We start from the raw sequence: 22,620 nt of genomic DNA, 5'->3' as shown, positions 1-22,620 counted from the left end.
TATTAAAATAAAAAGTAATATTGACTACGCTTTAGTGGTTTCACTTAAACGCGATAAAAATATGTAAGGGTCAATATCTTGTGCTGTGGGTGAGCCATAGGCGTAGCCAATTTTAAGTGAATAATCACCTAAATTAGCGAAGAATCTCAGTTTAATTGCATTAGCTAAACTATTTAACTTAATCGCTATTTCAGCTTGAGTTTGGTGAGGACCTATCAGTAAATATTCACCATCGTTAATCGTACCCGCTTCATCAAATTCACCTTTTGACTCATTAAGTAAGGTCGCTAATGTTTTTGAAACTTCGAGCATAATTTTATCATTAAAGTGAAAGGTAAGCTCTTGCCAGTTAACAACTGATAAGTAGCCAATCGCTAAGGGATAGTCGTATTTCCTCGCCATTTTATAATTCAGTTGATAATTTCTTTTCGTTTGGGAGGGCGTTACCAAATAAGATAATGGCTGTTCCTCTTCATCGTATACTTGATTTAAGCGCAACGTTCTTTGTCTTAACCCAAAAAAAACCAACGTAATGACTAATAAAATAACGATCACAATCAATAAATATATAACTTCTTTTTGCGCGATAAATTTTGCACTGAATTGAGTTTGTAGCTTACTCTGTTCAGCGAGATTCAGGATTAAATTTCGACTTTTATCATTTGCACTTAACATTTGACTGGAGTCAATAATTAAAGAGGGTTCAGCCTTTTTCTGAAACTGTTGAAGTAATTCAAGATAATTTTTATGGGCCATTAACGCATTTTTATAATCACCGTTTTGCTGATACATATGACTTAATAAAAGTAATAATTTAGCCTGCTTTTTTGATAGCTTTATGTGTTTAGCAGTTAATTCAGCTAATTGAAGGTAATGTTGGTATACAGCTTTATTGTTTAATAGACTTGAGGTCTCTGCTAATAGAATTAACGAGGTTAAATAAGGCTTATTTAACCTCTTTTCATTAAATGTAGCACTGGCTGATAATAGCCAATTATGTGAGTCACTAAATTCTCCCTGCTTTAATAACACCTCTGCCAATCCTAATTCAGCATAGGCAGCACTAATTGGAGCATTTTTATTTTTGCCGTGTTTTTGTGCTTCCCAAAAAGCATTGTAAGCATCATCAAATAAATTTAACTGAAAATAAGCACGGCCTAAGTGTAAATAAGTTTGGTCAATATTAGCCAGTTTGTCTAAATCAAATTTTAACGTTAATAGCTTATTTTGCATGGTTAGCGATGTTTGATAATCGCCTAAATAATAATATGCCGTTGCTAAAATTTCTAAAAGACAAAGGTGATCCTCATACTGAGGATTTACCGAAATCAGCACCTTAACTTGATTAAGATCATTCATCGATAAATCGTTTTTATTTTGCAACGCATAGGTAACAGCTCGATAACTCAAAGCAATTAAACGATATTTTAGCACTTGTGGAGAATCTGCCATTAAAATAACATTGGTTGCCATATTTTGAGTTTGTTCATACTTCTCTTGTAAATAATAGCCATCTGCAACTTTCAGCAATAAATTAAACTTTATGGCTGGTTCAAGTCCTTGCAGAGAAATTCCATCTTGCGCAAAATGAAATGCTTCGCTATTTTCACCCTTATTATTGGCAACATCAGCAAGAAGGATGAAGGTTTTTCCACGAATTTGGACGGTATAATTTTCTTGAGATCCCAAAATTTTTTTTGAAAGTGTAATGATCTCTTCGTAGGGAAGGTTTTCAGCGTCTTGTAAAAAATAGCGCTCAACATCTTTAATGTTTTGCTCAACGTTTAAAGCATCATTGGCAAAACAAAATAAAGGAGCTATAAAAAAACAAAGGATCAACAACAGTTTACAGGGCATTATTAACTAAAATCCTTTATCTAATGATCAGTAGAGTGATCAGCCATAACCTATAAATTTATCTATTACTTATAGGTTTTCGTTACGGTTCAACAAATTATTCATAATAAAGGTTTACAAGCATAGTTCAACGCTTATAATGAATTTAGAGTTTCTAAAACTCGAAAAGGGCAAATCTAGTGAAAGCTAGAGACGCAAAGTTACCGGTCTAAGGGGAAACCTAGGATAGCGGAACTGCCAAGTATAGATATAGTGGGGGCTTGTCTTTATTTTGAACAGTTTGCTTTCGGTATACTTTGCGGTCCTTCCCTTATTTTTAATTATTTTCTGTCATATATTACCTTCATTTAAAATACTATATAACTAAATATATGTTTTTTATAGACAAAAAATATATGTGGTACTTTACTTGTTTATACTAGAAAATGGTCTATTGATATTATTAATTGGGTGTGCAAATTGAGATGGAACAATGAAATATCATGATTCCATAAAACAAGCTGAACTAAAAATGAACATGGCCGTAAAACAATTACAGCGGTGGTTTTTACCTGTCAGCCCAATTAATTATTCAGTTAGCTACGAATATATTAATAAAAAAAACATTCTTCTTAATACTGCCATTGAAAATAAACTTGCCACGGGTAAAAAGCTTGATGATTTTTTCATTGAAGAAAACTATCGCCAATTCATTTTAGGCCAAAGTAAATTCAGAGATGAACTCATTGACGACCTAGATGACGTTGTCACCCATGTTGAAAAAAACAGCCAAAAATCATCGCAGAGTATTAATAAACTGATTACCACGCTAGACGGCAATATTTCTGATCTACAATCTGCCGATAAAGAAAAAATAGTCGTTGCGGTAAATAGCATTCGCCAGGCATCTAAAGCCTTTAAACTACACCAACAAAAATTTGCTGAACATATTTCTTTTACCCGTAAAAAGACCCAGGCGTTAAAAGTTGAATTAAAAGAAGTACGTGAAGAAATTTACATGGATCCACTTACCGGTCTTTATAATCGTAAAGCTATGTCTAAGCATTTAGATTTATGGCTAACAGAAGATCCAAGTCGGCAAGTTGCCGCAATTGTCGTCTGTGTTGATCAAATTTCAGAAGTTAATCTGCAATTCGGTCATTTAATTAGTGATGTTCTCTTATCAAAAATAGCCAGTAAAGTGAGTAGTTATGTTGATGGCAGCGGTCTACCAATACGTTCAGGTGGCGATGAATTTTTAATTCTGTTACCTGATATTGACAAAGAAAGTGCTCGAGAAATTGCCAGTAAAATAACACATGGCGTTGAAAAGCTGCGCTTTGTTAGTAGTAAGTCTGGTATTAGATTACCTCAAATGACATTGTCTACTGGTGTAGACACCTTTAATATTGCTGAAAATGCCAGCAGTATCTTAAAAAAATCACGCCTGTTACTACCCGATTTATACAAAAAAAATAATACATTAAGTTCTTAATCGCTCAACAAGATACTTTTTGCTTGATGACATTTTTCTCTCGCTGATATTTTCACTTCAATAAATAATATCAGTGATAGTATGCCCAACTTTACTCAATATAATCGGTAATAATCTTAATATACTCGGTGGTAAATCAAAGAAGATTACATTGCGAGTGCTTAGCTAAAAATAGTCGACGACAGCCTCCTTGTTTTCTCATATACTGAATGCAGTGTAAAATTCCTAACGACTAAGAGAGAAATAATTTATGAAAAAAATTACTTTAGCTGTTGCTGCTACTTTAATGATGGCGTCTCCTGTTTTTGCTGGTGATGCTGCTGCTGGTAAAGCAAAAACTGGTATGTGTGCTGCTTGTCATGGTGCTGCTGGTATCTCTGCGGTACCTATGTACCCAAACCTTGCTGGTCAAAAAGAAGCTTATCTTGCTAAACAGTTGAAAGACTTTAAAGCCGGTAAACGTAAAGATCCTGTTATGGGACCTATGGCTATGGGTTTAAGTGATGAAGATATCGCAAATATTTCAGCTTATTACGCTAGTTTAAAATAAACTCAGTAGTTATTGTTGAACCTGGTTCATCAAAAATAATATTAAAAAACGCTCAATTGAGCGTTTTTTGTTTTAAGCATTATGCTGTTGAATAACTTGCAAAAAGTCATGTCCATAACGGGCAAGTTTTGTATCACCAATACCATTAATATTTAGCATTTGCTGTGATGTTTTTGGCTTTATACGCGCAAGCTCTGACAACGTTGCATCATTGAAAACAATGAATGGCGCAATATCCTCTGCATCTGCAATCGTTTTACGCAAACTTCTTAATTTAACAAATAAGACACGGTCATAACGTTTATCGGTTTTATCTTGTTGCCAATAACTCGCTTTTTGCAACCTTGGTGAAGCTAACATTAAGGGTTCATCCCCTTTCAACACCGAGCGCGATGCTTGTGTTAAAAATAACGCAGATTGTTGAGAAATATCTTGCTGTAAAAATCCCAAATGAATCAATTGTCTAATAATAGCAAACCAATATCCCGGAGTTTTACTTTTACCGATAGCGAAAGTGGACACTTTTTCATGCTGCAGTTGCCTAACTTTTTCAGTTAACTCCCCTCTGAGCACTTGCACAACATGTTCAATATCACCTTGTTGCTGGATACGAAACACACAAGATAAGACTTTTTGTGCCGCTTCAGTAGCGTCAAATTGAGTGGGTGGATCTAAACAAATATCACAGTTACCACATTTTTTAGTGGTAAATTCTGCAAAATAATTAAGTACAACTTGTCGACGGCAGGTTTGAGCTTCAATAAAGCCTTTTAACGCTTGAAAACGCTGTTGTTCAACGTTCACCCTTTCTTCATTATCACCATCAGCTATATACTTGGTAATGCGTTCTACATCTTTTTCATCATACAAAAATAACGCTTCTGCCGCTAAACCGTCTCGGCCAGCACGGCCAATCTCTTGATAATATGACTCGAGTGTTCTTGGAGGTTCAAAATGAATCACAAAGCGGATATTTGATTTATTGATGCCCAATCCAAAAGCTACGGTGGCAATAACCACTTGAATATTATCTTTGGCAAAACCATCTTGGACAATATTGCGCATCTCTGTTTCCATGCCAGCATGATAGGCAGAACAATTTATACCCGCACTTGCTAACATTTTAGATAATTTCTCAACTTGCCAGCGGCTACTACAGTAAACAATGCCGCAATCATCACCACGCTTTTTAATGTAGCGTAACACCTGGTGATCGCCCTTATATTTATCCGCTAAGGTAAAACGAATATTAGGCCGGTCAAAGCTATCAAGATGAATATAAGGATCAGTCAATGCGAGTTGAAGAAGAATATCTCTTCGGGTTGTAACATCGGCAGTTGCTGTTAACGCCATAACCGGTACCGATGGAAATCGTTGTTTAATTGTATGAAGTTGTGTGTATGCCGGCCGAAAATCATGTCCCCATTGTGAAATACAATGTGCTTCGTCAATAGCAAATAAACTTATCTGTATGCTTGCCAAGCGTTGCATAAAATAATAATTTTTTAAACGCTCTGGAGCTATGTATAACAACTTAAGCTCACTACGAGATAAGCGCTCAAAAATATCATTGATTGTTTTTTGATCTAAACTCGAATTAACAAAAGCCGCTGAAATACCTTGTCGAGTCAAACCATCAACTTGATCTTTCATTAAAGCTATTAAGGGTGAAACAACGATGGTTATTCCTGGTAATAATACGGCAGGCAGTTGATAACACATCGATTTACCACCACCCGTTGGCATAAGTACTAAACTGTCTCGACCTTGAAATAATTGCTGAATAATTTCTAATTGTCCGCTTCGAAAAGTTTGATAACCAAAATGATGCTTTAACGCATCTTCAAGCTGAGCTTGTGAGACTGTGGGGGGAGCTTTTAGCAACGGAGTAAACTTTATTAAACGACAATTATTGTTATTTTACCCCAGCCACAAAAAAAGTCGAGAGCACTATTTTAGTATTTATTGAATGCTTAGAAAGATAAGTGCTAAGCTACAATGAAGACATTAGACCAGTTAGAAGAATCTGCTGGTTAAATTGGAAGGATTATGACAAATAATTTAGATGAAAAACAAATGATTGAGCAACTTACTCATTTTTGGTCACACAGCCTTCCCTTTAATAAATTACTGGGCCTAACCGTTAGTAAATTTGATTGTAATACCTCTGAAGTACGTTTTTTATGGCAAGATAAGTTAATGGGCAACCCATTACAGAAAACGCTACATGGTGGTGTCACTGCATCAGCCCTTGATTTTGCTGGTGGTGTTGTCGTGGCAGCGAATATGATTGAACAACTTGAGCACAAAACACCAACAACAATTCAACAAAGTTTGAGCTGCCTAGGAACGATAGATCTGCGTACCGATTATTTACGACCAGGTCGTGGTGAGGAGTTTATCGCTACAGCTCATATTATTCGTAGTGGCAATAAAGTCGCGGTTGCTCGCATGGAATTACATAACGAAAAAGGTGACCACATTGCTTTTGGCACCGGTACTTATCTAGTTGGTTAATATTCACCCGTTAATTTTTAAAGTGCTGGCTTTGTGTTCATACGATAGCTAGATTCAGGTCTATTTAAAAACGTACAACAGATATTCATTGTAAATGAGTAGTTATTAGCTAATTAAAGTGAATAACGTTAGCAAAAGTATTATCAATATACAGCCGACAGTTTGCGGTTATCGAACAAGTAAAGCGCTGAAATTAAAATCATTGTGTTATAATTCGGCTCTTTATTTTTGCTGCTAAAGTTTACTGAAAATCATGACTGTAACTGATAACAAAGACCGTAATGGCGTAATTAACGCGATTAGTGCTTATCTGCTTTGGGGTTTAGCGCCCATCTATTTCAAATTAATTTCTTCTATCAGCCCTGATGAAATTATGGTTCATCGTATTATTTGGTCGAGCCTACTGTTATTTCTAATCGTTATCATCAGTAAAAGATTTCGGGTATTAATCGATACACTCAAACAACCTAGGTTATTGGCTAAACTTGCCTTATCCGCTACTTTTCTATTAGTAAATTGGTTTTTATTCATCTGGGCGATAAATAATGATCATCTACTAGACGCGAGTTTAGGTTATTTTATCAATCCTTTATTTAGTGTCGCACTCGGTGTTATTTTTTTAGGTGAGCGTTTGCGAAAAATGCAGAAGTTTGCCGTTGCGCTGGCATTATGTGGCGTGTTAATTCAACTGGTTGCATTAGGTTCATTACCGGTAATTTCATTAGCACTTGCTGGAACGTTTGGTATTTATGGCTTGTTACGTAAAAAAATGCACCTTGATTCTTTTGTTGGTTTATTAATTGAATCAAGCATGATGCTACCGCTCGCGATTGTTTATTGGTTGTTATTTGTTAATACTAATACCGCTAACATGTTTGAAAACAGCTCAAATTTAAACCTGCTATTGATCGCTGCAGGCGTAGTTACTACAGCGCCACTGTTATGTTTTACTGCTGCGGCAAAGAGATTAACATTATCAACGCTAGGTTTTTTTCAATACATTGGACCCAGTATTATGTTTTTTTTAGCAACCTTCTATTATCAAGAAACATTGCAACCTGCTAAATTAGTCACCTTTGCTGCGATTTGGTTAGCTTTAGTTATTTATAGCCTTGACTCACTAAAAGCCAGAAATGAAAAACGTAAATTAGCATTGAATGAAGGATTAAGCCGTTAATTGTATTACCGGGATTATATCTAAGGTTGGTTAAGTACTGGCCTTAAGCTTTTTTGCCAGAGTAAGCTGAACACTAGAAACTTGTGCTAGTTTACTTTCAAGCTTTATTGGCAGGGTGATCTGAAAACTAGACCCTAGTGCTAGTTTACTTTCAATCTTGATCTTATCTTGTAGTTTTTAACTGTTAGCAATGCTGTAGAGACTATTTAAAAAGACGATGTCATTTAGTTAAGTTAAGTATTGGCTTTAAGCTTTATTGGCAGGGTGATCTGCAAACTAGACCCTAGGGCTAGTTTACTTTTAATTTTGATATTGCCTTGTAGTTTTTGACATATAATATTATAAACAATATTCATTCCTAAGCCAGTACCGCCAGAATTTCTTTTGGTGGTGAAGAAAGGTTCAAAAATATTATCTAGCACATGTTGAGTCATGCCATGGCCATCATCTTTAAAGACGATAACAACATGACCGTCTTGGGTTTTCGTTAAGTTGATAGCAATATTGCCCTGTGCTTTATTTTCAAAAGCGTGCTTTAACGCATTCGTGACTAAATTTGTTAGCACCTGCGCTAACGCTCCTGGAATGGTGGTTATTTTCAATTCACTTTCACCGCTATATTGATAACTCACCCTAAAGCGCTTCATTTCTGCCGATAACGTAGACATGACCTCTTCAATATAACTGACTAAATCAATTTCTCGCTCTTCTCCCACCATTTGATCGGCTGCGACTTGCTTGAAGTTATTCAACAACTCAATAACACGCTCTAAAGCGTTAGTATTCAAGTTAGAAGCCTTCTCCATACCACTAAAGTAATGTTGCATTGCCGTGCGGGTTAAGTTGCCTGTTTCAAAGTTTTTACGAATCTTTAGGGTACTTTCTAACGCTGAACTTGTTGATGTTACCGCAATACCAAGTGGGGTATTAATTTCATGGGCAACTCCTGCAGTTAAGGTGCCTAACGACGCCATTTTTTCAGATTGAATTAATTGCTTTTGCATCTTTTGTAAATTTTCGAGCGTACGAGTTAATGTTCGTGTTGTCTGCCTATTTTTAACAAAAAGTACGACCACCAATCCTGAAATCACTACTAACAGGGTAAGAAAGGACGCCATTACAATCAAATAAAGTCGCTGTTTATCAATGCGTTCTTCGCGATTATCTAACTCTTGATTTTTTTTATTTAATTGCATGCCTTGAAAACTTATTTGTTGCTGTTGCCGTTGCAAAATATCTTTATTAGTCAATATTTTTTCAGCCATAGCCCTATTTTCTTGTTCTTTATTGACAACCGAGCTTTGCTGGTTCTCTAAGTTTGTTTTTGCTACTTTTAACTGGGTTGTTACTTGCTGTAATTGCAGCTCTTTGGTTTTTATCGAGCGTTGCTGTTGTTCAGTATCTATTTTTAGGATATTTAGCTCTTGCTGACGCTTACCCGCCATTTTTTCTTGCTGTGTTAAATTCTTATTTAAGGTATTAAGCTTTTCTTTTGCTGAGGATATTTGATTTTCTTGATCGGTTAACTTTTGGTTCAACCTTGCTTCACGCGCCCTAATGACTTGTAATGCCAACTCTGTTTCTCTATACAAGGTAGCCACCTGAAGTTCAGTCCCACCTGACAATAATATTTCAGCAGACATCACCAAACCCTCAAAGACAATATTTGATTTATTCACTTCAAAATCTATCGCAGAATTTTCAACATCGTTAACTAGGTTGATCATCACATTATGCTTATCAATACTGTTATCAGTAATCAAAAGTGTGCTGCTACTGCGGAGAATGGCAGCAATATCGGCTATTTCAGTATTGCTATTGGCAGCAGTAAAAAACAAGTCAGTTTGTTTACCCGCTTCGATATTTTTTATGACAATAACTTTGATTGGCTTGTTTCTAATGACACGCTTAGCCAAGGTTTTATTAAGCAAGGCAGCAAAGATATCATCACCATAAACACCAACAACAAATTGCTGTTTGTTATTTTCATTTTGCCAGCTAACATGTTTAATAAAATTGTAAATATAAGCGGCTTTAACTTGCTCACTATCAATTTGCTGTGCAAAAATTGAGTTTGAGGTGCTAATAAAAAAACAAAACAACATCAGCAAATGTTTGCTCATGAGCATTATTTTTTTCTTCATTTAGTGCACCCTGTTGTTAAAATAGTTTAACCACTTTACTTTTTTTTATAAAAAAAAGCACCTTTAAGTTAATTCAAGCTCGGCATAACTTTAACATCTACATTTTAACTAAAGCGTTAATCATCGACGCCAAAAAGACTCAATTGATTGCGGCCATTTTCTTTAGCATTATAAAGCGCACTTTCCGCTTGATTCAGTTGTTTAGCAAACGTCTCTGTACTATTACAAACCAAGCCTATACTGATGTTAAAGGCAATATGGTGCTCTTCAAAAGTTAGCTGAGAAACAGAAATATCTCGACGAAGATCGTCTAATTTAGTGTAAAGTTGATCCTCATCAGTACCGTACATTAAGACGGCAAACTCTTCACCACCTAAGCGGGCCAACAAACCTGATCCTAGATGTTTACGCATATATAATGCCAGTACTTTTAAGACATGATCGCCGGCATCATTTCCGTAGTTATCATTGATTTTTTTGAAAAAATCAATGTCGAGCATAGCAACACAATAAGGCATGTCTCTTTTAATATATTGCGGTACCAGTTGTTCTGCTTTAGAGAAAAAAGCCCGTCTGTTAGGTAAGTCGGTTAAATAGTCTACGTTTGCTGCTTTTTGGATTTGTTCAATATTGTTTAAATTCTCAATATTTTGGGTAATTCGACAATAAAACTCTTCTGGGCAAAAAGGTTTACGTAAAAAGTCATCAGCACCATTTTTAATAAAGCGTGCCGAATGCATACCGTTGTCTGCTCCAGATATACCAATAATAGCGAGTTGATCACGACTATAGATTTTACGGATTTCATTAGTTAATTCGATACCGTCCATGATGGGCATTTCCAGATCGGTGATCACCAATTTAATGTCTTTGTGCTGCTTTAAGCGTTCTAGCGCTTGCACACCGTCATTGGCTAAATAAACATTAAAGTTGCGGCGTTTTAATAGCTGAGAAACATAATTTCGTGCCGCTAAAGAATCATCAACAACAAGAATACCTGTACTGCTGTTGGTTATTTGCCAATGTAAAATACGTTTTAAATAAAGGAAAGCTTGGCTATTCTCTTTAGGGATATAGTCAACAACGGGCTGAGCAAGTATTTGCTGTCGAGTCGTTTCATCCATTTTGCCTGTCATAACGACACTTGGAATACCATGAGAGAGCACACAAGCTATTGCTTCGCCATTGGGAGCATCTGGTAAGGCATAATCTATAGTGGCAGCAAAAAAGTCATTTTTGCCCTGTAAAATTTCTTCTACTTCAGCAAGTGTGGTAGCAATAGTTACCTGATAATTTAATGCCTCGCCAATTTGCTTAATAACACGAGCAATAGGCTTACTGTCTTCTACTACGAGTAACTGCATTGACATATAATTTCATACCTTATTTTTATAATGGCATCACATGAAAGAACCAATGATTTTTATGTGATATTAAACGTTGGCTTGTAAATTAGCATAGGCGACCACCAGCCATTTACTACCTACACCAGCAAAATTAACTTGAATACGGCTTTGAGCTCCAGAACCTTCATAATTTAAGACAACGCCTTCGCCAAATTTAGCATGAACGACTGACTGTCCTAAACTAAAACCGCTGTTCTCAAACGTTTCCAGTGTAAAAGTCGAAGAAAACTTACCTTTAGTTGATGGACGAGTCACTTGGTTTTGTAATCTTATTTCTTCGGTACACTCAGGAGGTAATTCACGTAAAAAGCGACTGGCTTTATGGAATTTTTCTTGTCCATAAAGTCGACGGCTTTCTGCATGACACAAGTATAGCTTATTCATAGCACGTGTCATGCCGACGTAACATAAACGTCTTTCCTCTTCTAAACGTCCTATTTCTTCTACTGATTTTTGTGAGGGAAACATTCCCTCCTCTAAGCCGGCAATAAACACTAATGGAAACTCTAAACCTTTCGCAGAGTGCATAGTCATTAACTGCACAGCGGGTTCATAATCATCGGCTTGTGACTCGCCTGCTTCAAGGGCGGCATGGGTTAAAAATGAGGTGAGTTTTGTTTGTTCTTCTATTAACTCTGGGTCCGCTTCGAAGGTCTGACAAGCGGTAACAAGCTCATTTAAGTTTTCTATTCTTGCCTCGGCACGTTCACCTTTTTCAGCTTGATACATGGCTTTTAAACCACTGTGTTGAATAACATAGTTGGCCTGTTGGTCGAGGTCAAGGTGGCTAGAGTCATCTTCGAGGGTGTCGATAATATTAATAAAATTTTGAATGACTTTCGCACTTCGTCCTTTCAATTCATCATTTTTTAGCATGAATTGACACGCTTGCCATAATGTCATTTCTAAACTGCGCGCAGCGTCACGTATTAACGATAGGCTAGTATTACCAACGCCACGTGTTGGGGTATTAATAATACGTTCAAAAGCCGCATCATCATCGCGATTATTTAATAAGCGTAAGTAAGCAAGTGCATCCTTAATTTCTAAACGTTCAAAGAAGCGTTGACCACCATAAATACGATAAGGTAAGCGACTCTGCAAGAGCGCTTCTTCGAGTAAACGAGATTGCGCATTACTGCGATATAAAATAGCGACATCATCTAAGCTGCCTTCTTTACGCCAATCCGTAATTCGACCCGCAATAAAGCGAGCTTCATCTATTTCGTTGAATGCCGTATAAATAGATATTTTTTCGCCCGCTTCATCTTCGGTCCATAACTTTTTACCTAAGCGATTATTATTATTGGCGATAAGTTTATTAGCCGCATTAAGAATATTGGCTGTGGAGCGATAATTCTGTTCTAAACGGATAGTTTTCGTGTCGTCAAATTCATTGAGAAAACGCTGAATATTTTCAATTTTTGCGCCACGCCAGCCATAAATTGATTGGTCGTCATCACCAACAATCATCACCTTACTCGATGCATTACCCAGAATATTTAACCAGGCGTATTGAATGGCATTAGTATCTTGAAATTCGTCGACTAAAATATGCTTAAAACGTTGCTGATAATGGGCAAGCAAAACGGGGTTATTCAACCAAAGTTCATGAGCACGCAATAATAACTCGGCAAAATCGACTAAACCGGCTCGATCACAAGCTTCTTGATATCCTTGATAAACTTTAACAAATGTTTGCTCAGTGGGATCATCGTAAACCTCTATGTGCTGTGGACGAATGCCTTCATCTTTTTTTCCATTGATATACCACTGCATCTGCTTGGGTGGCCAACGTTTTTCGTCAATACCTAACGAACGTACGATGCGCTTCACTAAGCGCAGTTGATCATCTGAATCAAGTACTTGAAAATTTTGTGGTAATTTAGCTTCTTGAAAATGCATACGAAGTAAGCGATGGGCTAAACCATGGAAAGTACCGACCCACATACCATGAACGTTACCCTCAACTGTTTTTTCAACACGCACTCGCATTTCTGCTGCTGCTTTATTGGTAAAAGTAACGGCTAAAATACTATGAGAAGAGGCGTTTTCAACTTGCATTAACCAGGCAATACGTTGCACTAACACCCGAGTTTTACCACTTCCTGCGCCAGCTAATACCAACATATTTTGTAGTGGAGCGGCGACAACATCTCGTTGTTTTTCATTGAGTGACTCAAGTAGTTCAGAAACGTCCATAACGGAAAAATAACCTTAGAAAAGTAGAAAGTAAGTATAGATAAAATTATAACAAGTGACACAATTCGCTAATATCTGCTAGCTCAATATTAGGTAAAACAGTTAGTGGTTTGCCAACATCATAGCAGGAAATCCATGCGGTTTGGCAGCCAGCATCGATAGCACCTAAAATATCAGAGCGACCACAATCACCAACATGTAATAGTTGTGACGGTTTTATTATTAATTTTTCGCAAGCTTCAACAAACATATCTGCTGCGGGCTTTTGCCGTAGTCGTTGATTTTTATTTAAAGCTGTTGTTGATAAATCCCCGGCATGAAATCGATAGCTAAAGTAAGCTGAAATACCTATTTTATCAGTATCAACATTGCCGTTACTGATGGCCACCAAGGGATATTTTTTTTGTAAGCTTTGCAATAATTGATGCACAGCTTCTGGCACCACAAAATCACTGCGTTGTTGAACAAAATAATCTAACGCTTTTTGTGCTTGGTCACTCGCAATGTCATCAGCTAAACCCAATGCTTTCATGCCTAGGGTGTAAGTGGCTAAACGTATATCACCCACATGGTGTATTAATTGTGGATTCGCGGCTATGGCTTGCTCGCGAAAAGGTGACCAAAACCGGTAATCAAAAAGAGTATTTTTTGTCGCATGAGTGGCGATGATCTGTAATGAGAAAAGTGCTGAAAAATAAGCAACCATTTTGGCATCTGTTGCCATCATTACCGGATAATTACTATACAGGGTATCATCAAGGTCAAAACTAATGGCTTGAAAGGGAGCTAAGCGACGATAAAATTTCATTGTCTGTGTTATTTATACAGTTGTTGAAAAAGTAATTTTGCCACCAGCTTTCTAAATTGACTAAGCAATAAAGTATCCATGCGTGGATCAAAGTGGTCGGCGTCGGCACTGCTTATCGCCATAAAACCAATGTCATCATTAATATGATTTAGCTTAATTAAGACCACAGAGCCTTCTTGATGTTGCGAAAAAATAAGTTCTTGCTCGCTTTTTTGTAAGCGCCCAAAATAATAATCATCTTTGGATAAACGATTATTCATCACCCCTGCACAATCGTTTTTAACGATGCTAGCATGGTCAACCTCAGTATGCTCTTTTAACCAGACTTTCAAACCCGATAATGACAATAATTCTGTGGTTGCTTGATACAAACAATCAAGCAACTCAGGTGCGGAGCTGCAATCTAACAAGCGTAAATACAAGTCGCTATACAAAGCAAAAAGCTGTTCATTATGGTTAGCTATCGCCATAAGTTGAGTGATTTCTTCTTCTAGACCATGAATTTTTTGACGTTGCTGGCTTTGTTGTCTTTGCACTAACGAGACGGTGCCACGATTAACATCGGATAAACGTAGACTAGTGATCAGCTCAGGATTACGATTAAAAAACTCTGGGTTATCATGTAAGTAATCAACAATGAGATCATCCGTTAAACTTACTTCATCTAATTGCATTGGGGTTGAGTCGTTCAAATTAATTCTCTATATCTTAAATAGTTAAATAAGCTAACTTTATGCTGATTATAAATTTAATTGCCCGTCAAATACATGTACGGCTGGGCCGGTCATTTTGACTGAATTACCCGGTCCTTTCCAATAAACCTTTAAGTTACCGCCCGGTAATTCCACCGTAACATCTCGACCTAATTTATTTTGTATTTGGCCAATAACTACTGCTGCACAAGCACCACTACCACAGGCTAACGTTTCAGCTGAACCACGTTCATAAACACGAAGTTTAATATAGTCAGGGGCAACAATTTCCATAAAGCCAACATTCACTTGCTGGGGAAAGCGTTCGTGATGTGACAAGGCTTTACCTAACGTCTCAACAGGAGCCTCATCAACCGAGTCAACTGTCAACACACAATGCGGATTACCTAAAGAGACCACTCCACACAATACGGTGTCTTCATCACTGCGAAGAATGTAAGTACCTTCTACTTTCTGGGCAGTAAATGGAATCTGGCTTGGTTCAAATTTAGGTGTTGGCATATTCACTGAAACGTTACCATCGCGCTCAACAAATAAGGTCATCTTGCCTGACTGTGTCGACACCTTAATTTTATTTTTATTCGTTAAGCCTTTTAAACGCACAAATTTAGCAAAACAACGAGCACCATTGCCACACTGCCCAACTTCACTACCGTCGGCATTAAAGATGCGATAATGAAAATCTAAATCGGGATCGTACGGTGGCTCAACCACTAACACTTGATCAAAACCGACACCGAAATTACGATCGGATAACTGCTTTATTTGCTCATTAGACAAATAAACATTCTGGGTAACATTGTCTAGTACTAGGAAGTCGTTACCTAAACCGTGCATTTTTGAAAAATTAACTAACATTTACTTCCCATATTCAATTTGATACTTATTTTGGTAACAAAGACTCGCCTTGCCATAATTGCTCAAGTGTTTCCCGAGCACGGATCAAATGATTTTCTTCACCATCGACCATAATTTCAGCCGCTTTTGGGCGACTATTATAATTTGAACTCATCGAAAAACCATAGGCACCCGATGAACGGATCGCTAAGAGATCACCGGCCACGATACTTAGTTCTCGAGCTTTACCCAGAAAATCACCCGTTTCACAAATAGGACCAACAATGTCATAAGTTTTTTTACTGGTGAGTTCATTTTTTTCAACTTCGATAATCGCTTGCCATGCTTGATAAAGCGACGGACGAATTAAATCATTCATCGCGGCATCAACAATCGCAAAATGTCTATCTTGATTCGTTTTTAGTAATTCAACTTCGGTCACTAAAATTCCAGCATTAGCCATAATGGCACGACCGGGCTCATAAATCAGCGTAATATCACGATCAGCTAACTTATCCGCAATCGCTTTCGCGTATTCGTTAGGATGAGGTGGCGTTTCGTCGTTATAACATACGCCTAAACCACCGCCAACATCGATATGCGATAAGGCAATATTTACCTCTGCGAGGCGGTCAACGAGTGCGAGTACTCGGTCAAGTGCGTCTAAAAAGGGTTGTACTTCAGTTAACTGCGAACCAATATGGCAATCAATGCCCTTTACCGCAATATTCGATAAACTATTGGCGTGTTGGTAAAGCTCAAAGGCATCATCAATGCTAATACCAAATTTATTTTCTTTTAAGCCTGTCGATATATAAGGATGCGTACCAGCATCTACATCAGGGTTTACTCTTAAAGAGACCGGTGCAGTCATTTTCATGCGCTCGGCTACCTGCTGAATACGCGTTAGCTCTGCTGCTGATTCAACATTGAAGCAGTAAATACCCTTTTCTAAGGCAAAAGCAATTTCATCTGACTTTTTGCCAACGCCCGAAAACACCACTTTGCGGGCATCACCGCCGGCTTGTAATACACGAGCAAGTTCGCCTTTTGAAACGATATCAAAACCACTACCTAAACGTGCCATCACATTGAGTACGGCAATGTTACTGTTGGCTTTCACCGCATAACACACTAAATGTGGTTTATCACCGGCCGCTTGGTCAAACGCATGCCAGTGGCGCTCAATAGTCGCTCGTGAATATATATATAACGGCGTACCATGTTGCTTAACAAGTTGAGTAACGGCACAATCTTCAGCATACAGAGAAGTGTTTTTGTAATTGAAAAAATCCACGATTAATTTTCCTGCGATTTTGGTGCTGGTGAGTTTTGTTTTGGCTGTGTATTAGCGTGTTCAGTTTGCTGCTGTACTTTTACTTGCACAGATTTTTGCGTTAGTGGACCTTTAATTCCACATCCACTTAAAAGCACTGATATAATAAAAAACGCTAAAATAATTGAATTTTGTTTACGCATACTTGATTTATTCGATTTTTTTCTCATGATAGACGTTTTATAATCTCATGACCAACAAATAGCTAGCAAAGATGAATAAATTTCATTGCGCTAGAAAAGGAAGCATTAATGAACGACAGCCAATACAATTTACTTGCCGATGAAATTATTCTTCAAATAGAAGAAGCCATTGAAGATTGTGGTACCGACATTGATTATGAGGGTGTGGGTGGCATGTTAACACTGACCTTTAAAAGTGGCAGCAAAGTCATCATTAATAAACAAGCACCCTTGCAGGAAATATGGGTAGCAACTAAATTTAATGGTCATCATTTTCAGTGTGAAGATGGCCAATGGACAGACAAACGTGGTGGTGGCGAACTTTGGCAATTCTTATCAAAAGCGATCAGTATTCAGGCCGACACCGAAATAACTATTAGCGCAGGATAATTTAATGAGCACAACAACCGTACGCATTGCCACACGTAAAAGTGCACTCGCTTTATGGCAAGCCGAATATGTAAAAGCACAATTAGAGCATTTCCACGCTGGCATTATTGTTGAACTTGTTCCCATGACCACCAAAGGCGATATTATTTTAGATACACCTTTAGCTAAAGTCGGTGGTAAAGGTTTATTTGTTAAAGAACTCGAAGTTGCCATGTTAGAAGACCGTGCTGACATCGCGGTTCATTCAATGAAAGATGTTCCCGTAGAATTTCCTGAAGGGCTAGGCTTAGAAGTAATTTGTCCTCGTGAAGACCCTCGTGATGCCTTCGTCTCCAACACCATTAACAGTTTAGCCGAACTGCCACAGGGTGCTGTTGTTGGTACCTCAAGTTTACGTCGTCAATGCCAAATTAAAGCCATGCGCCCAGATTTAGACATTCGTGATTTGCGCGGTAACGTAAATACCCGTTTAAAAAAATTAGATAATGGCGAATATGATGCCATTATACTTGCCGCAGCCGGATTAATACGTTTGGCGATGCCTGAGCGAATTCAAGAGTTTATTGAACCCGAGGTCATGTTGCCAGCAAACGGACAAGGTGCTGTCGGAATTGAATGTAGAACGAACGATGAAACCCTTAAAGCTTTACTTGCGCCATTAGGTTGTGAAACTACCCGTATTCGGGTGTTAGCAGAACGAGCGATGAACCGCGCTTTAGAAGGTGGTTGCCAGGTCCCTATTGGGAGCTACGCTGTTATTCAAAACAATGGCCAAGTTTTTTTACGTGGTTTAGTGGGCGCAACTGACGGTAGTGAAATACTGACCAGTGAAATAACTGGTGATAGTAAAAATGCTGAACAACTAGGTAATACACTGGCTGAGCAACTCCTTGAAAAAGGCGCTGATAGAATATTGCGTCAGGTTTATGCACAACAGTAACACACACGTTTTAATCACACGTCCTGAAAAAGTAGGACGTGCTTTAGCGCAACAGTTAAAAAGTATCGGCATTGACAGTCACTGCCAACCGTTCTTTGACTATCAATCACTTGCTTGTAAAATCACCACTAAAAAGCTCATCAAACAATATCCGCAAGCCATTGTTATTTTTGTTAGTGTCGCTGCGGTTGAGTTTGCTCATTGTGCTGTTGATTTTTCTCAATGGCAACAAAAACGCATTATTGCTATCGGTAGCGCAACACTAAACGCTTTAAAAGCAAAAGGGCTTAGTGCTGTTTCCCCTGAACTTCATACCAGTGAAGGTTTATTAACACTTAATATACTTGATGAAAAAACAATCAGTGGCGAAACCATTATTATTGTTCGTGGTGACGGTGGTCGAGAGCATATTGCCCAGCAACTCACCTTGCGAGGCGCCAAAGTTCACTATTTAGAAAGCTATAAAAAAGTCTGGCTTCCCGTCACGCAAAAACAGGTTCAACAATGGCGAAATCAGCGAATAAATTGTATTGTCATAACCAGTAACGCTTTGCTAGAAAGCATAGTACACTTAATAAAGCATTCAGAGAGTTATTGGCAAACTACTTGTTTATGGATTGTCGCTAGTGAGCGCATTGCCGAACAAGCGAAACAACTAGGATTACTCAATATCATTAATGCTAACGGTGCTAATGATCAAGCCATGCTTAGTGCAATCACTTCATATGGAAAAAATAATGACTGATAAAAAGCTAAACGAGTCAAATACTTCAGAAACAAAAGCGACTGACGAAAAGTCAGAGCAAGGTTTTTCAACTTCTATTTCACTAGCGTCAGCGACAACAGCATCCTCGAGTGAAGAACAGAAGTCCCCCGAAAAAAATAAAGCCTCCGCTGTGGTTAATGAGAAAAAACCAGCCATTAAAACCTCGGAAAAAAAAGCTAAATCACCGGTGGCGAATGATACAAAAATGAATAAACAAAAATTATCTAAGACTGCCGTAGTTTCCTTAATCATAGCTTTAGCAGCAAGTGTTGGTGTCGGCGGTTTATATTACTGGGATATACAACAACAAGCCCAGAGCAAAGCAGAGTTTTTACAACAAACTCAGCAAATTTTAGCCACTAGTGAGCAAAAAACCCAACAAAGTTTGGCCAGTAGTGAGCAAAAAGTTAAGCAGTTATTTGCTCAGCAACAAACCATGTTTTCACAGCGCTTAAACCGTGAGATTGCAACAATAACAACAGACAGCCAAGTTAAAATCGCTCAACTTGAAAAGACTGTTGAACGATTATCACAAAATCAACCCAGTGATTGGTTATTACACGAAGCAGAGTACCTTATTCGTATTGCCACTCGCACGATGTGGCTAGAGCAAGATACAAGAGCTGCAATTGGCTTGTTACAAGATGCGGATATGCGTCTCAAAGAACTTAAAGATCCGCAGTTTTTACCTATTCGTCAATTAATTCGTCAAGACATCGCACAGTTAACATTAATACCTGTTGTAGACAACGAAGAAACCGTTATGACCTTAATGGCGATGAGTCATCAACTGGCAAACTTACCCTTGGCTATGGTTAAAATTCCAGATAATGACAACAAGAGCAGTGATTTCACATTATCTGAAAGCACCAATGATTGGCGAGAAAACCTCGCTAAAACATGGCAAAAAATTCTTGCAGATTTTATTACTGTCCGCAGAAGTAGTGGTAATGTAAAACCATTAATGTCGCCACAACATCAACAAAACCTTATTGAGAACCTTAGCTTAAAGTTACAATTAGCTCAGTGGGCAGTGACAGAGAAAAAACAGAAAATTTATAATCAAACCTTAAATGACATTCAACTATGGTTAACAGAATATTTTGATATGCAAAAAGTTGAAAATCAAAGCTTTTATCAAGCTATTCAAAAACTAAAAGGTAAGATAATCACTTATGATTACCCCAGTACGCTTTTATCGCTAAAAGCGATGAGTAAAGTGCTAGCAGAAACGCCTTTAAAACCAACACTTGAACAATTAACGCCTCAAGTAATGCCTGATAAATTACCCGAGGGCAAAGAAAAAGCCCTAAATGGCTCATCTCAAACACCACCTGAAGAAGTTGCACCACAAGAGTCAAAAGTGCAGCCTAACAGCACGAATGAGGCCTTATAATGAAAAAATTAATACTGTGGATATTAATATTTTTTGCTGCGGTTGCTATTAGCCCACTACTAATAAATGAAAAAGGTTATATCTTAATTGCGATGGGCGATTTAACCATAGAATCAACCGTAGTAATGGCATGTATTATGTTAACGCTATTATTTATCGCCTTAGGGTTATCGATGACACTTGTGCGTGGCAGTCTACGTTTGGGTTTTGGCGGCTGGAACAAAATTGCTTTTGCTAATCGCCGTCGAGGTTTAAGGGACTTTAATCGCGGCATTGCTGCTTTTATTCTTGAAGACAACCAACAAGCAGAGCATTTGTTTGCTAAAGCGGCTGAACCCTCAAGATTTACTCATACGTCTTATCTATTGGCTGCTGCAGCATCGTCGAAACAATCGCTGCGATCAAACACTAATCACTACTTAGCTTTATTAGCACAAGAAGACAATGGCGTTAAAGGCTCTGGTTTAGAATCAGTACTCGTGACGATTAAGTTATTAATCTCTCAGGAAGACTTTGCACAGGCACGGGGTATTATTGATAAACATCACAAACAAATTGGTCATGATGCAAGGTTATTAAGCTTAGAGATCATCTTAAGCTTGCAAGAAAAACGTTTTGATTATGTGATAGAGCAACTTGTTTCAGCCCGTAAACAAAAAACTATTACGAATGAAAAAATAGCATTATGGGAAGCAAGCGCTTTCTATGGTGCTTTTAATGAAACAATACGCAAAGAAAATAACGATTCATTGGCACAGCGGTGGCACAAACTTACTCGAAAATTAAAACATAATGAAGTTATTCTCTGGGCTTATTGTCAAGTATTAGCCGAGCATAAGATCACTGAACCACTCAATAAAATATTATTACCCGTGATTAAAAAAGGCGCAGACGATACTTTTTTAAAGAATATTCGCCAGCTACCTATTTCGGCGACTGATGAATTAATCAGTGCCGTTCAAAAACAGTTACATAATGATCCTCACAGCGGAAAATGGTTAAGTTGTTTAGCTAATTTAGCCGCAAAATCTCAACAACTGCCGATGGCAGAAAAAGCCTTTAATAGCCTAATTAATTTAGCAGGTACACAATATGATGTTATTGATCTGCTGAATTTTTCTCAAGTATTAGAGCAGCAAGGCGAATATAAAAAAGCCAATCAAGTATTAAATAAAGCTTTAGGTCAAATTGGCAGCTTTAACAATAATACCTTAGTTATAAATAACGGAAACGAACAAAAATGAATTTAACAGTCGACTTTAGAAAACCTGAAATTGCCGGTGCTTTTGATTGGCAATTATGCCAAGAAATCAATGTAAAAAACGAGCAAGGCGATATTATTGCTAAAGCTGAAATTGAGCTAATCACCCTCAATAAACACCGTGATGCTGTTGGCTCTTATACTTTATTAGCCAACGAAGATACTGACTGGGAAATTCCACTTAACCTTTATTTTAAAGGCCAAAACCTTGAACAAGGCTTATGTGAACAATTAAGCATTACTGCTGAGACCAAAAAAGCTAAAACACATATTTTACTTGAAGCGATCAGTGTTCTGCCACAATATCGTAAACAAGCGATTGGGCAATACCTGCTTAAAGAAATTGTTAAACATCATCAAAAGGCTCAATCTATTACGGTCTTAAGTATGCCAATGCATCTCTTTGTTGATGCCGATGAATGTGAGGATGAAGGTATTAAAGCTTATTATCAAGCGGCTGATTTGCAAACTGAAAAAGTGGCGATAGATGATCTCACTCACTTTTTTACTAAAAGTGGCTTCGTTGAGTTTACTGTTGACGAAAGTTTACTGGCTGAGCCTTTACCCTATCAAATATTTGTTGCTAGCCCACAAAGTATATTAAAAGACTCAATCTAAAAATATTTTCAGCTTAAGCACATTATATCAAAAGCAAATAAAAGAG

Annotated in this window: 20 protein-coding genes and 1 riboswitch; of the genes, 10 read left to right on the top strand and 10 right to left on the bottom strand. The window is 37.7% G+C overall.

Annotated features, from left to right (window positions below):
- Positions 1–24: 24 nt before the first annotated feature.
- Positions 25–1,857 carry a hypothetical protein gene (locus H4J76_RS07120; RefSeq protein ID WP_182230319.1) on the bottom strand — a complete coding sequence of 611 codons (1,833 nt, stop codon included), beginning with the start codon at positions 1,855–1,857 and terminating at the stop codon, positions 25–27.
- 159 nt (positions 1,858–2,016) lie between these two features.
- Positions 2,017–2,099, top strand: a riboswitch (cyclic di-GMP riboswitch).
- Between the two features lie 230 nt (positions 2,100–2,329).
- On the opposite strand from H4J76_RS07120, the gene H4J76_RS07115 reads away from it, so the two are divergent.
- Both H4J76_RS07115 and H4J76_RS07110 read left to right on the top strand, forming a co-directional pair.
- A complete protein-coding gene (locus H4J76_RS07115; protein WP_182230318.1) occupies positions 2,330–3,331 on the top strand; it encodes a GGDEF domain-containing protein in 1,002 nt (333 codons plus the stop codon).
- A 250-nt stretch (positions 3,332–3,581) separates the two neighbouring features.
- A complete protein-coding gene (locus tag H4J76_RS07110) occupies positions 3,582–3,881 on the top strand; it encodes a cytochrome c (protein ID WP_182217124.1) in 300 nt (99 codons plus the stop codon).
- A 72-nt stretch (positions 3,882–3,953) separates the two neighbouring features.
- On the opposite strand, the gene recQ is transcribed toward H4J76_RS07110, so the two are convergent.
- Entirely contained in the window at positions 3,954–5,765 is a 1,812-nt protein-coding gene (gene recQ, locus H4J76_RS07105) for a DNA helicase RecQ (RefSeq protein WP_182230317.1), read from the bottom strand.
- A gap of 165 nt (positions 5,766–5,930) precedes the next feature.
- On the opposite strand from recQ, the gene H4J76_RS07100 reads away from it, so the two are divergent.
- Together H4J76_RS07100 and rarD are read left to right on the top strand one after the other, a co-directional pair.
- Positions 5,931–6,398 carry a thioesterase family protein gene (locus H4J76_RS07100; protein ID WP_182230316.1) on the top strand — a complete coding sequence of 156 codons (468 nt, stop codon included), beginning with the start codon at positions 5,931–5,933 and terminating at the stop codon, positions 6,396–6,398.
- Between the two features lie 253 nt (positions 6,399–6,651).
- On the top strand, positions 6,652–7,575 hold the full coding sequence (rarD, locus tag H4J76_RS07095) for an EamA family transporter RarD (protein WP_182217127.1): 924 nt from the start codon (positions 6,652–6,654) through the stop codon (positions 7,573–7,575).
- 233 nt (positions 7,576–7,808) lie between these two features.
- On the opposite strand, the gene H4J76_RS07090 is transcribed toward rarD, so the two are convergent.
- The 8 genes from H4J76_RS07090 to H4J76_RS07055 form a co-directional block, all read right to left on the bottom strand.
- Positions 7,809–9,719, bottom strand: a complete 1,911-nt coding sequence (locus tag H4J76_RS07090) for a YfiR/HmsC family protein (protein ID WP_182230315.1) — start codon at positions 9,717–9,719, stop codon at positions 7,809–7,811.
- Positions 9,720–9,835: 116 nt separating this feature from the next.
- The gene (locus H4J76_RS07085; protein WP_182221374.1) at positions 9,836–11,089 is read right to left on the bottom strand and encodes a diguanylate cyclase; all 1,254 of its coding nucleotides are present in this window, start codon (positions 11,087–11,089) and stop codon (positions 9,836–9,838) included.
- A gap of 63 nt (positions 11,090–11,152) precedes the next feature.
- Positions 11,153–13,327: a DNA helicase II gene (gene uvrD / locus H4J76_RS07080; RefSeq protein WP_182221375.1), complete on the bottom strand. Its 2,175-nt coding sequence runs from the start codon at positions 13,325–13,327 to the stop codon at positions 11,153–11,155.
- A 46-nt stretch (positions 13,328–13,373) separates the two neighbouring features.
- Positions 13,374–14,135 (bottom strand): HAD-IA family hydrolase, encoded by a 762-nt coding sequence (locus H4J76_RS07075; RefSeq protein ID WP_182221376.1) that lies wholly within the window; start codon positions 14,133–14,135, stop codon positions 13,374–13,376.
- 8 nt (positions 14,136–14,143) lie between these two features.
- Positions 14,144–14,827: a DUF484 family protein gene (locus H4J76_RS07070; RefSeq protein WP_259364684.1), complete on the bottom strand. Its 684-nt coding sequence runs from the start codon at positions 14,825–14,827 to the stop codon at positions 14,144–14,146.
- A gap of 48 nt (positions 14,828–14,875) precedes the next feature.
- On the bottom strand, positions 14,876–15,706 hold the full coding sequence (gene dapF, locus H4J76_RS07065; protein ID WP_182221377.1) for a diaminopimelate epimerase: 831 nt from the start codon (positions 15,704–15,706) through the stop codon (positions 14,876–14,878).
- 25 nt (positions 15,707–15,731) lie between these two features.
- Positions 15,732–16,982: a diaminopimelate decarboxylase gene (gene lysA / locus H4J76_RS07060; RefSeq protein ID WP_182221378.1), complete on the bottom strand. Its 1,251-nt coding sequence runs from the start codon at positions 16,980–16,982 to the stop codon at positions 15,732–15,734.
- Positions 16,983–16,984: 2 nt separating this feature from the next.
- Entirely contained in the window at positions 16,985–17,191 is a 207-nt protein-coding gene (locus tag H4J76_RS07055) for an LPS translocon maturation chaperone LptM (protein WP_070375356.1), read from the bottom strand.
- 81 nt (positions 17,192–17,272) lie between these two features.
- Here H4J76_RS07055 and cyaY point away from each other — a divergent pair, with 81 nt between their 5' ends.
- The 6 genes from cyaY to H4J76_RS07025 are packed head-to-tail and all read left to right on the top strand — an operon-like array spanning position 17,273 to position 22,574.
- The gene (gene cyaY / locus H4J76_RS07050) at positions 17,273–17,593 is read left to right on the top strand and encodes an iron donor protein CyaY (protein ID WP_070375355.1); all 321 of its coding nucleotides are present in this window, start codon (positions 17,273–17,275) and stop codon (positions 17,591–17,593) included.
- Positions 17,594–17,597: 4 nt separating this feature from the next.
- A complete protein-coding gene (hemC, locus tag H4J76_RS07045; RefSeq protein WP_182230314.1) occupies positions 17,598–18,533 on the top strand; it encodes a hydroxymethylbilane synthase in 936 nt (311 codons plus the stop codon).
- Positions 18,520–19,278, top strand: a complete 759-nt coding sequence (locus H4J76_RS07040) for a uroporphyrinogen-III synthase (RefSeq protein WP_182221380.1) — start codon at positions 18,520–18,522, stop codon at positions 19,276–19,278. Before hemC ends, H4J76_RS07040 begins: the two co-directional genes overlap by 14 nt.
- The gene (locus tag H4J76_RS07035; protein WP_182230313.1) at positions 19,271–20,695 is read left to right on the top strand and encodes a uroporphyrinogen-III C-methyltransferase; all 1,425 of its coding nucleotides are present in this window, start codon (positions 19,271–19,273) and stop codon (positions 20,693–20,695) included. Before H4J76_RS07040 ends, H4J76_RS07035 begins: the two co-directional genes overlap by 8 nt.
- Complete coding sequence (locus tag H4J76_RS07030) at positions 20,695–21,939, top strand: heme biosynthesis HemY N-terminal domain-containing protein (RefSeq protein ID WP_182230312.1); 1,245 nt, start codon at positions 20,695–20,697, stop codon at positions 21,937–21,939. Before H4J76_RS07035 ends, H4J76_RS07030 begins: the two co-directional genes overlap by 1 nt.
- On the top strand, positions 21,936–22,574 hold the full coding sequence (locus tag H4J76_RS07025) for a hypothetical protein (RefSeq protein WP_182230311.1): 639 nt from the start codon (positions 21,936–21,938) through the stop codon (positions 22,572–22,574). The genes H4J76_RS07030 and H4J76_RS07025 overlap by 4 nt, the downstream gene beginning before the upstream one ends.
- The last annotated feature ends 46 nt before the right edge of the window (positions 22,575–22,620 follow it).

It is taken from the genome of Colwellia sp. BRX9-1 (genome assembly GCF_014077195.1).
Classification (GTDB): domain Bacteria; phylum Pseudomonadota; class Gammaproteobacteria; order Enterobacterales; family Alteromonadaceae; genus Colwellia_A.
This window is presented reverse-complemented; position numbering and strand designations above follow the sequence as displayed.

Coding starts and splice junctions, on each gene's coding strand:
- H4J76_RS07120 (WP_182230319.1), bottom strand. CDS start 1,857: ATGCCCTGTAAACTGTTGTTGATCCTTTGTTTTTTTATAGCTCCTTTA.
- H4J76_RS07115 (WP_182230318.1), top strand. CDS start 2,330: ATGAAATATCATGATTCCATAAAACAAGCTGAACTAAAAATGAACATG.
- H4J76_RS07110 (WP_182217124.1), top strand. CDS start 3,582: ATGAAAAAAATTACTTTAGCTGTTGCTGCTACTTTAATGATGGCGTCT.
- H4J76_RS07100 (WP_182230316.1), top strand. CDS start 5,931: ATGACAAATAATTTAGATGAAAAACAAATGATTGAGCAACTTACTCAT.
- rarD (WP_182217127.1), top strand. CDS start 6,652: ATGACTGTAACTGATAACAAAGACCGTAATGGCGTAATTAACGCGATT.
- H4J76_RS07090 (WP_182230315.1), bottom strand. CDS start 9,719: ATGAAGAAAAAAATAATGCTCATGAGCAAACATTTGCTGATGTTGTTT.
- H4J76_RS07085 (WP_182221374.1), bottom strand. CDS start 11,089: ATGTCAATGCAGTTACTCGTAGTAGAAGACAGTAAGCCTATTGCTCGT.
- uvrD (WP_182221375.1), bottom strand. CDS start 13,327: ATGGACGTTTCTGAACTACTTGAGTCACTCAATGAAAAACAACGAGAT.
- H4J76_RS07075 (WP_182221376.1), bottom strand. CDS start 14,135: ATGAAATTTTATCGTCGCTTAGCTCCCTTTCAAGCCATTAGTTTTGAC.
- dapF (WP_182221377.1), bottom strand. CDS start 15,706: ATGTTAGTTAATTTTTCAAAAATGCACGGTTTAGGTAACGACTTCCTA.
- H4J76_RS07055 (WP_070375356.1), bottom strand. CDS start 17,191: ATGAGAAAAAAATCGAATAAATCAAGTATGCGTAAACAAAATTCAATT.
- cyaY (WP_070375355.1), top strand. CDS start 17,273: ATGAACGACAGCCAATACAATTTACTTGCCGATGAAATTATTCTTCAA.
- hemC (WP_182230314.1), top strand. CDS start 17,598: ATGAGCACAACAACCGTACGCATTGCCACACGTAAAAGTGCACTCGCT.
- H4J76_RS07040 (WP_182221380.1), top strand. CDS start 18,520: ATGCACAACAGTAACACACACGTTTTAATCACACGTCCTGAAAAAGTA.
- H4J76_RS07035 (WP_182230313.1), top strand. CDS start 19,271: ATGACTGATAAAAAGCTAAACGAGTCAAATACTTCAGAAACAAAAGCG.
- H4J76_RS07030 (WP_182230312.1), top strand. CDS start 20,695: ATGAAAAAATTAATACTGTGGATATTAATATTTTTTGCTGCGGTTGCT.
- H4J76_RS07025 (WP_182230311.1), top strand. CDS start 21,936: ATGAATTTAACAGTCGACTTTAGAAAACCTGAAATTGCCGGTGCTTTT.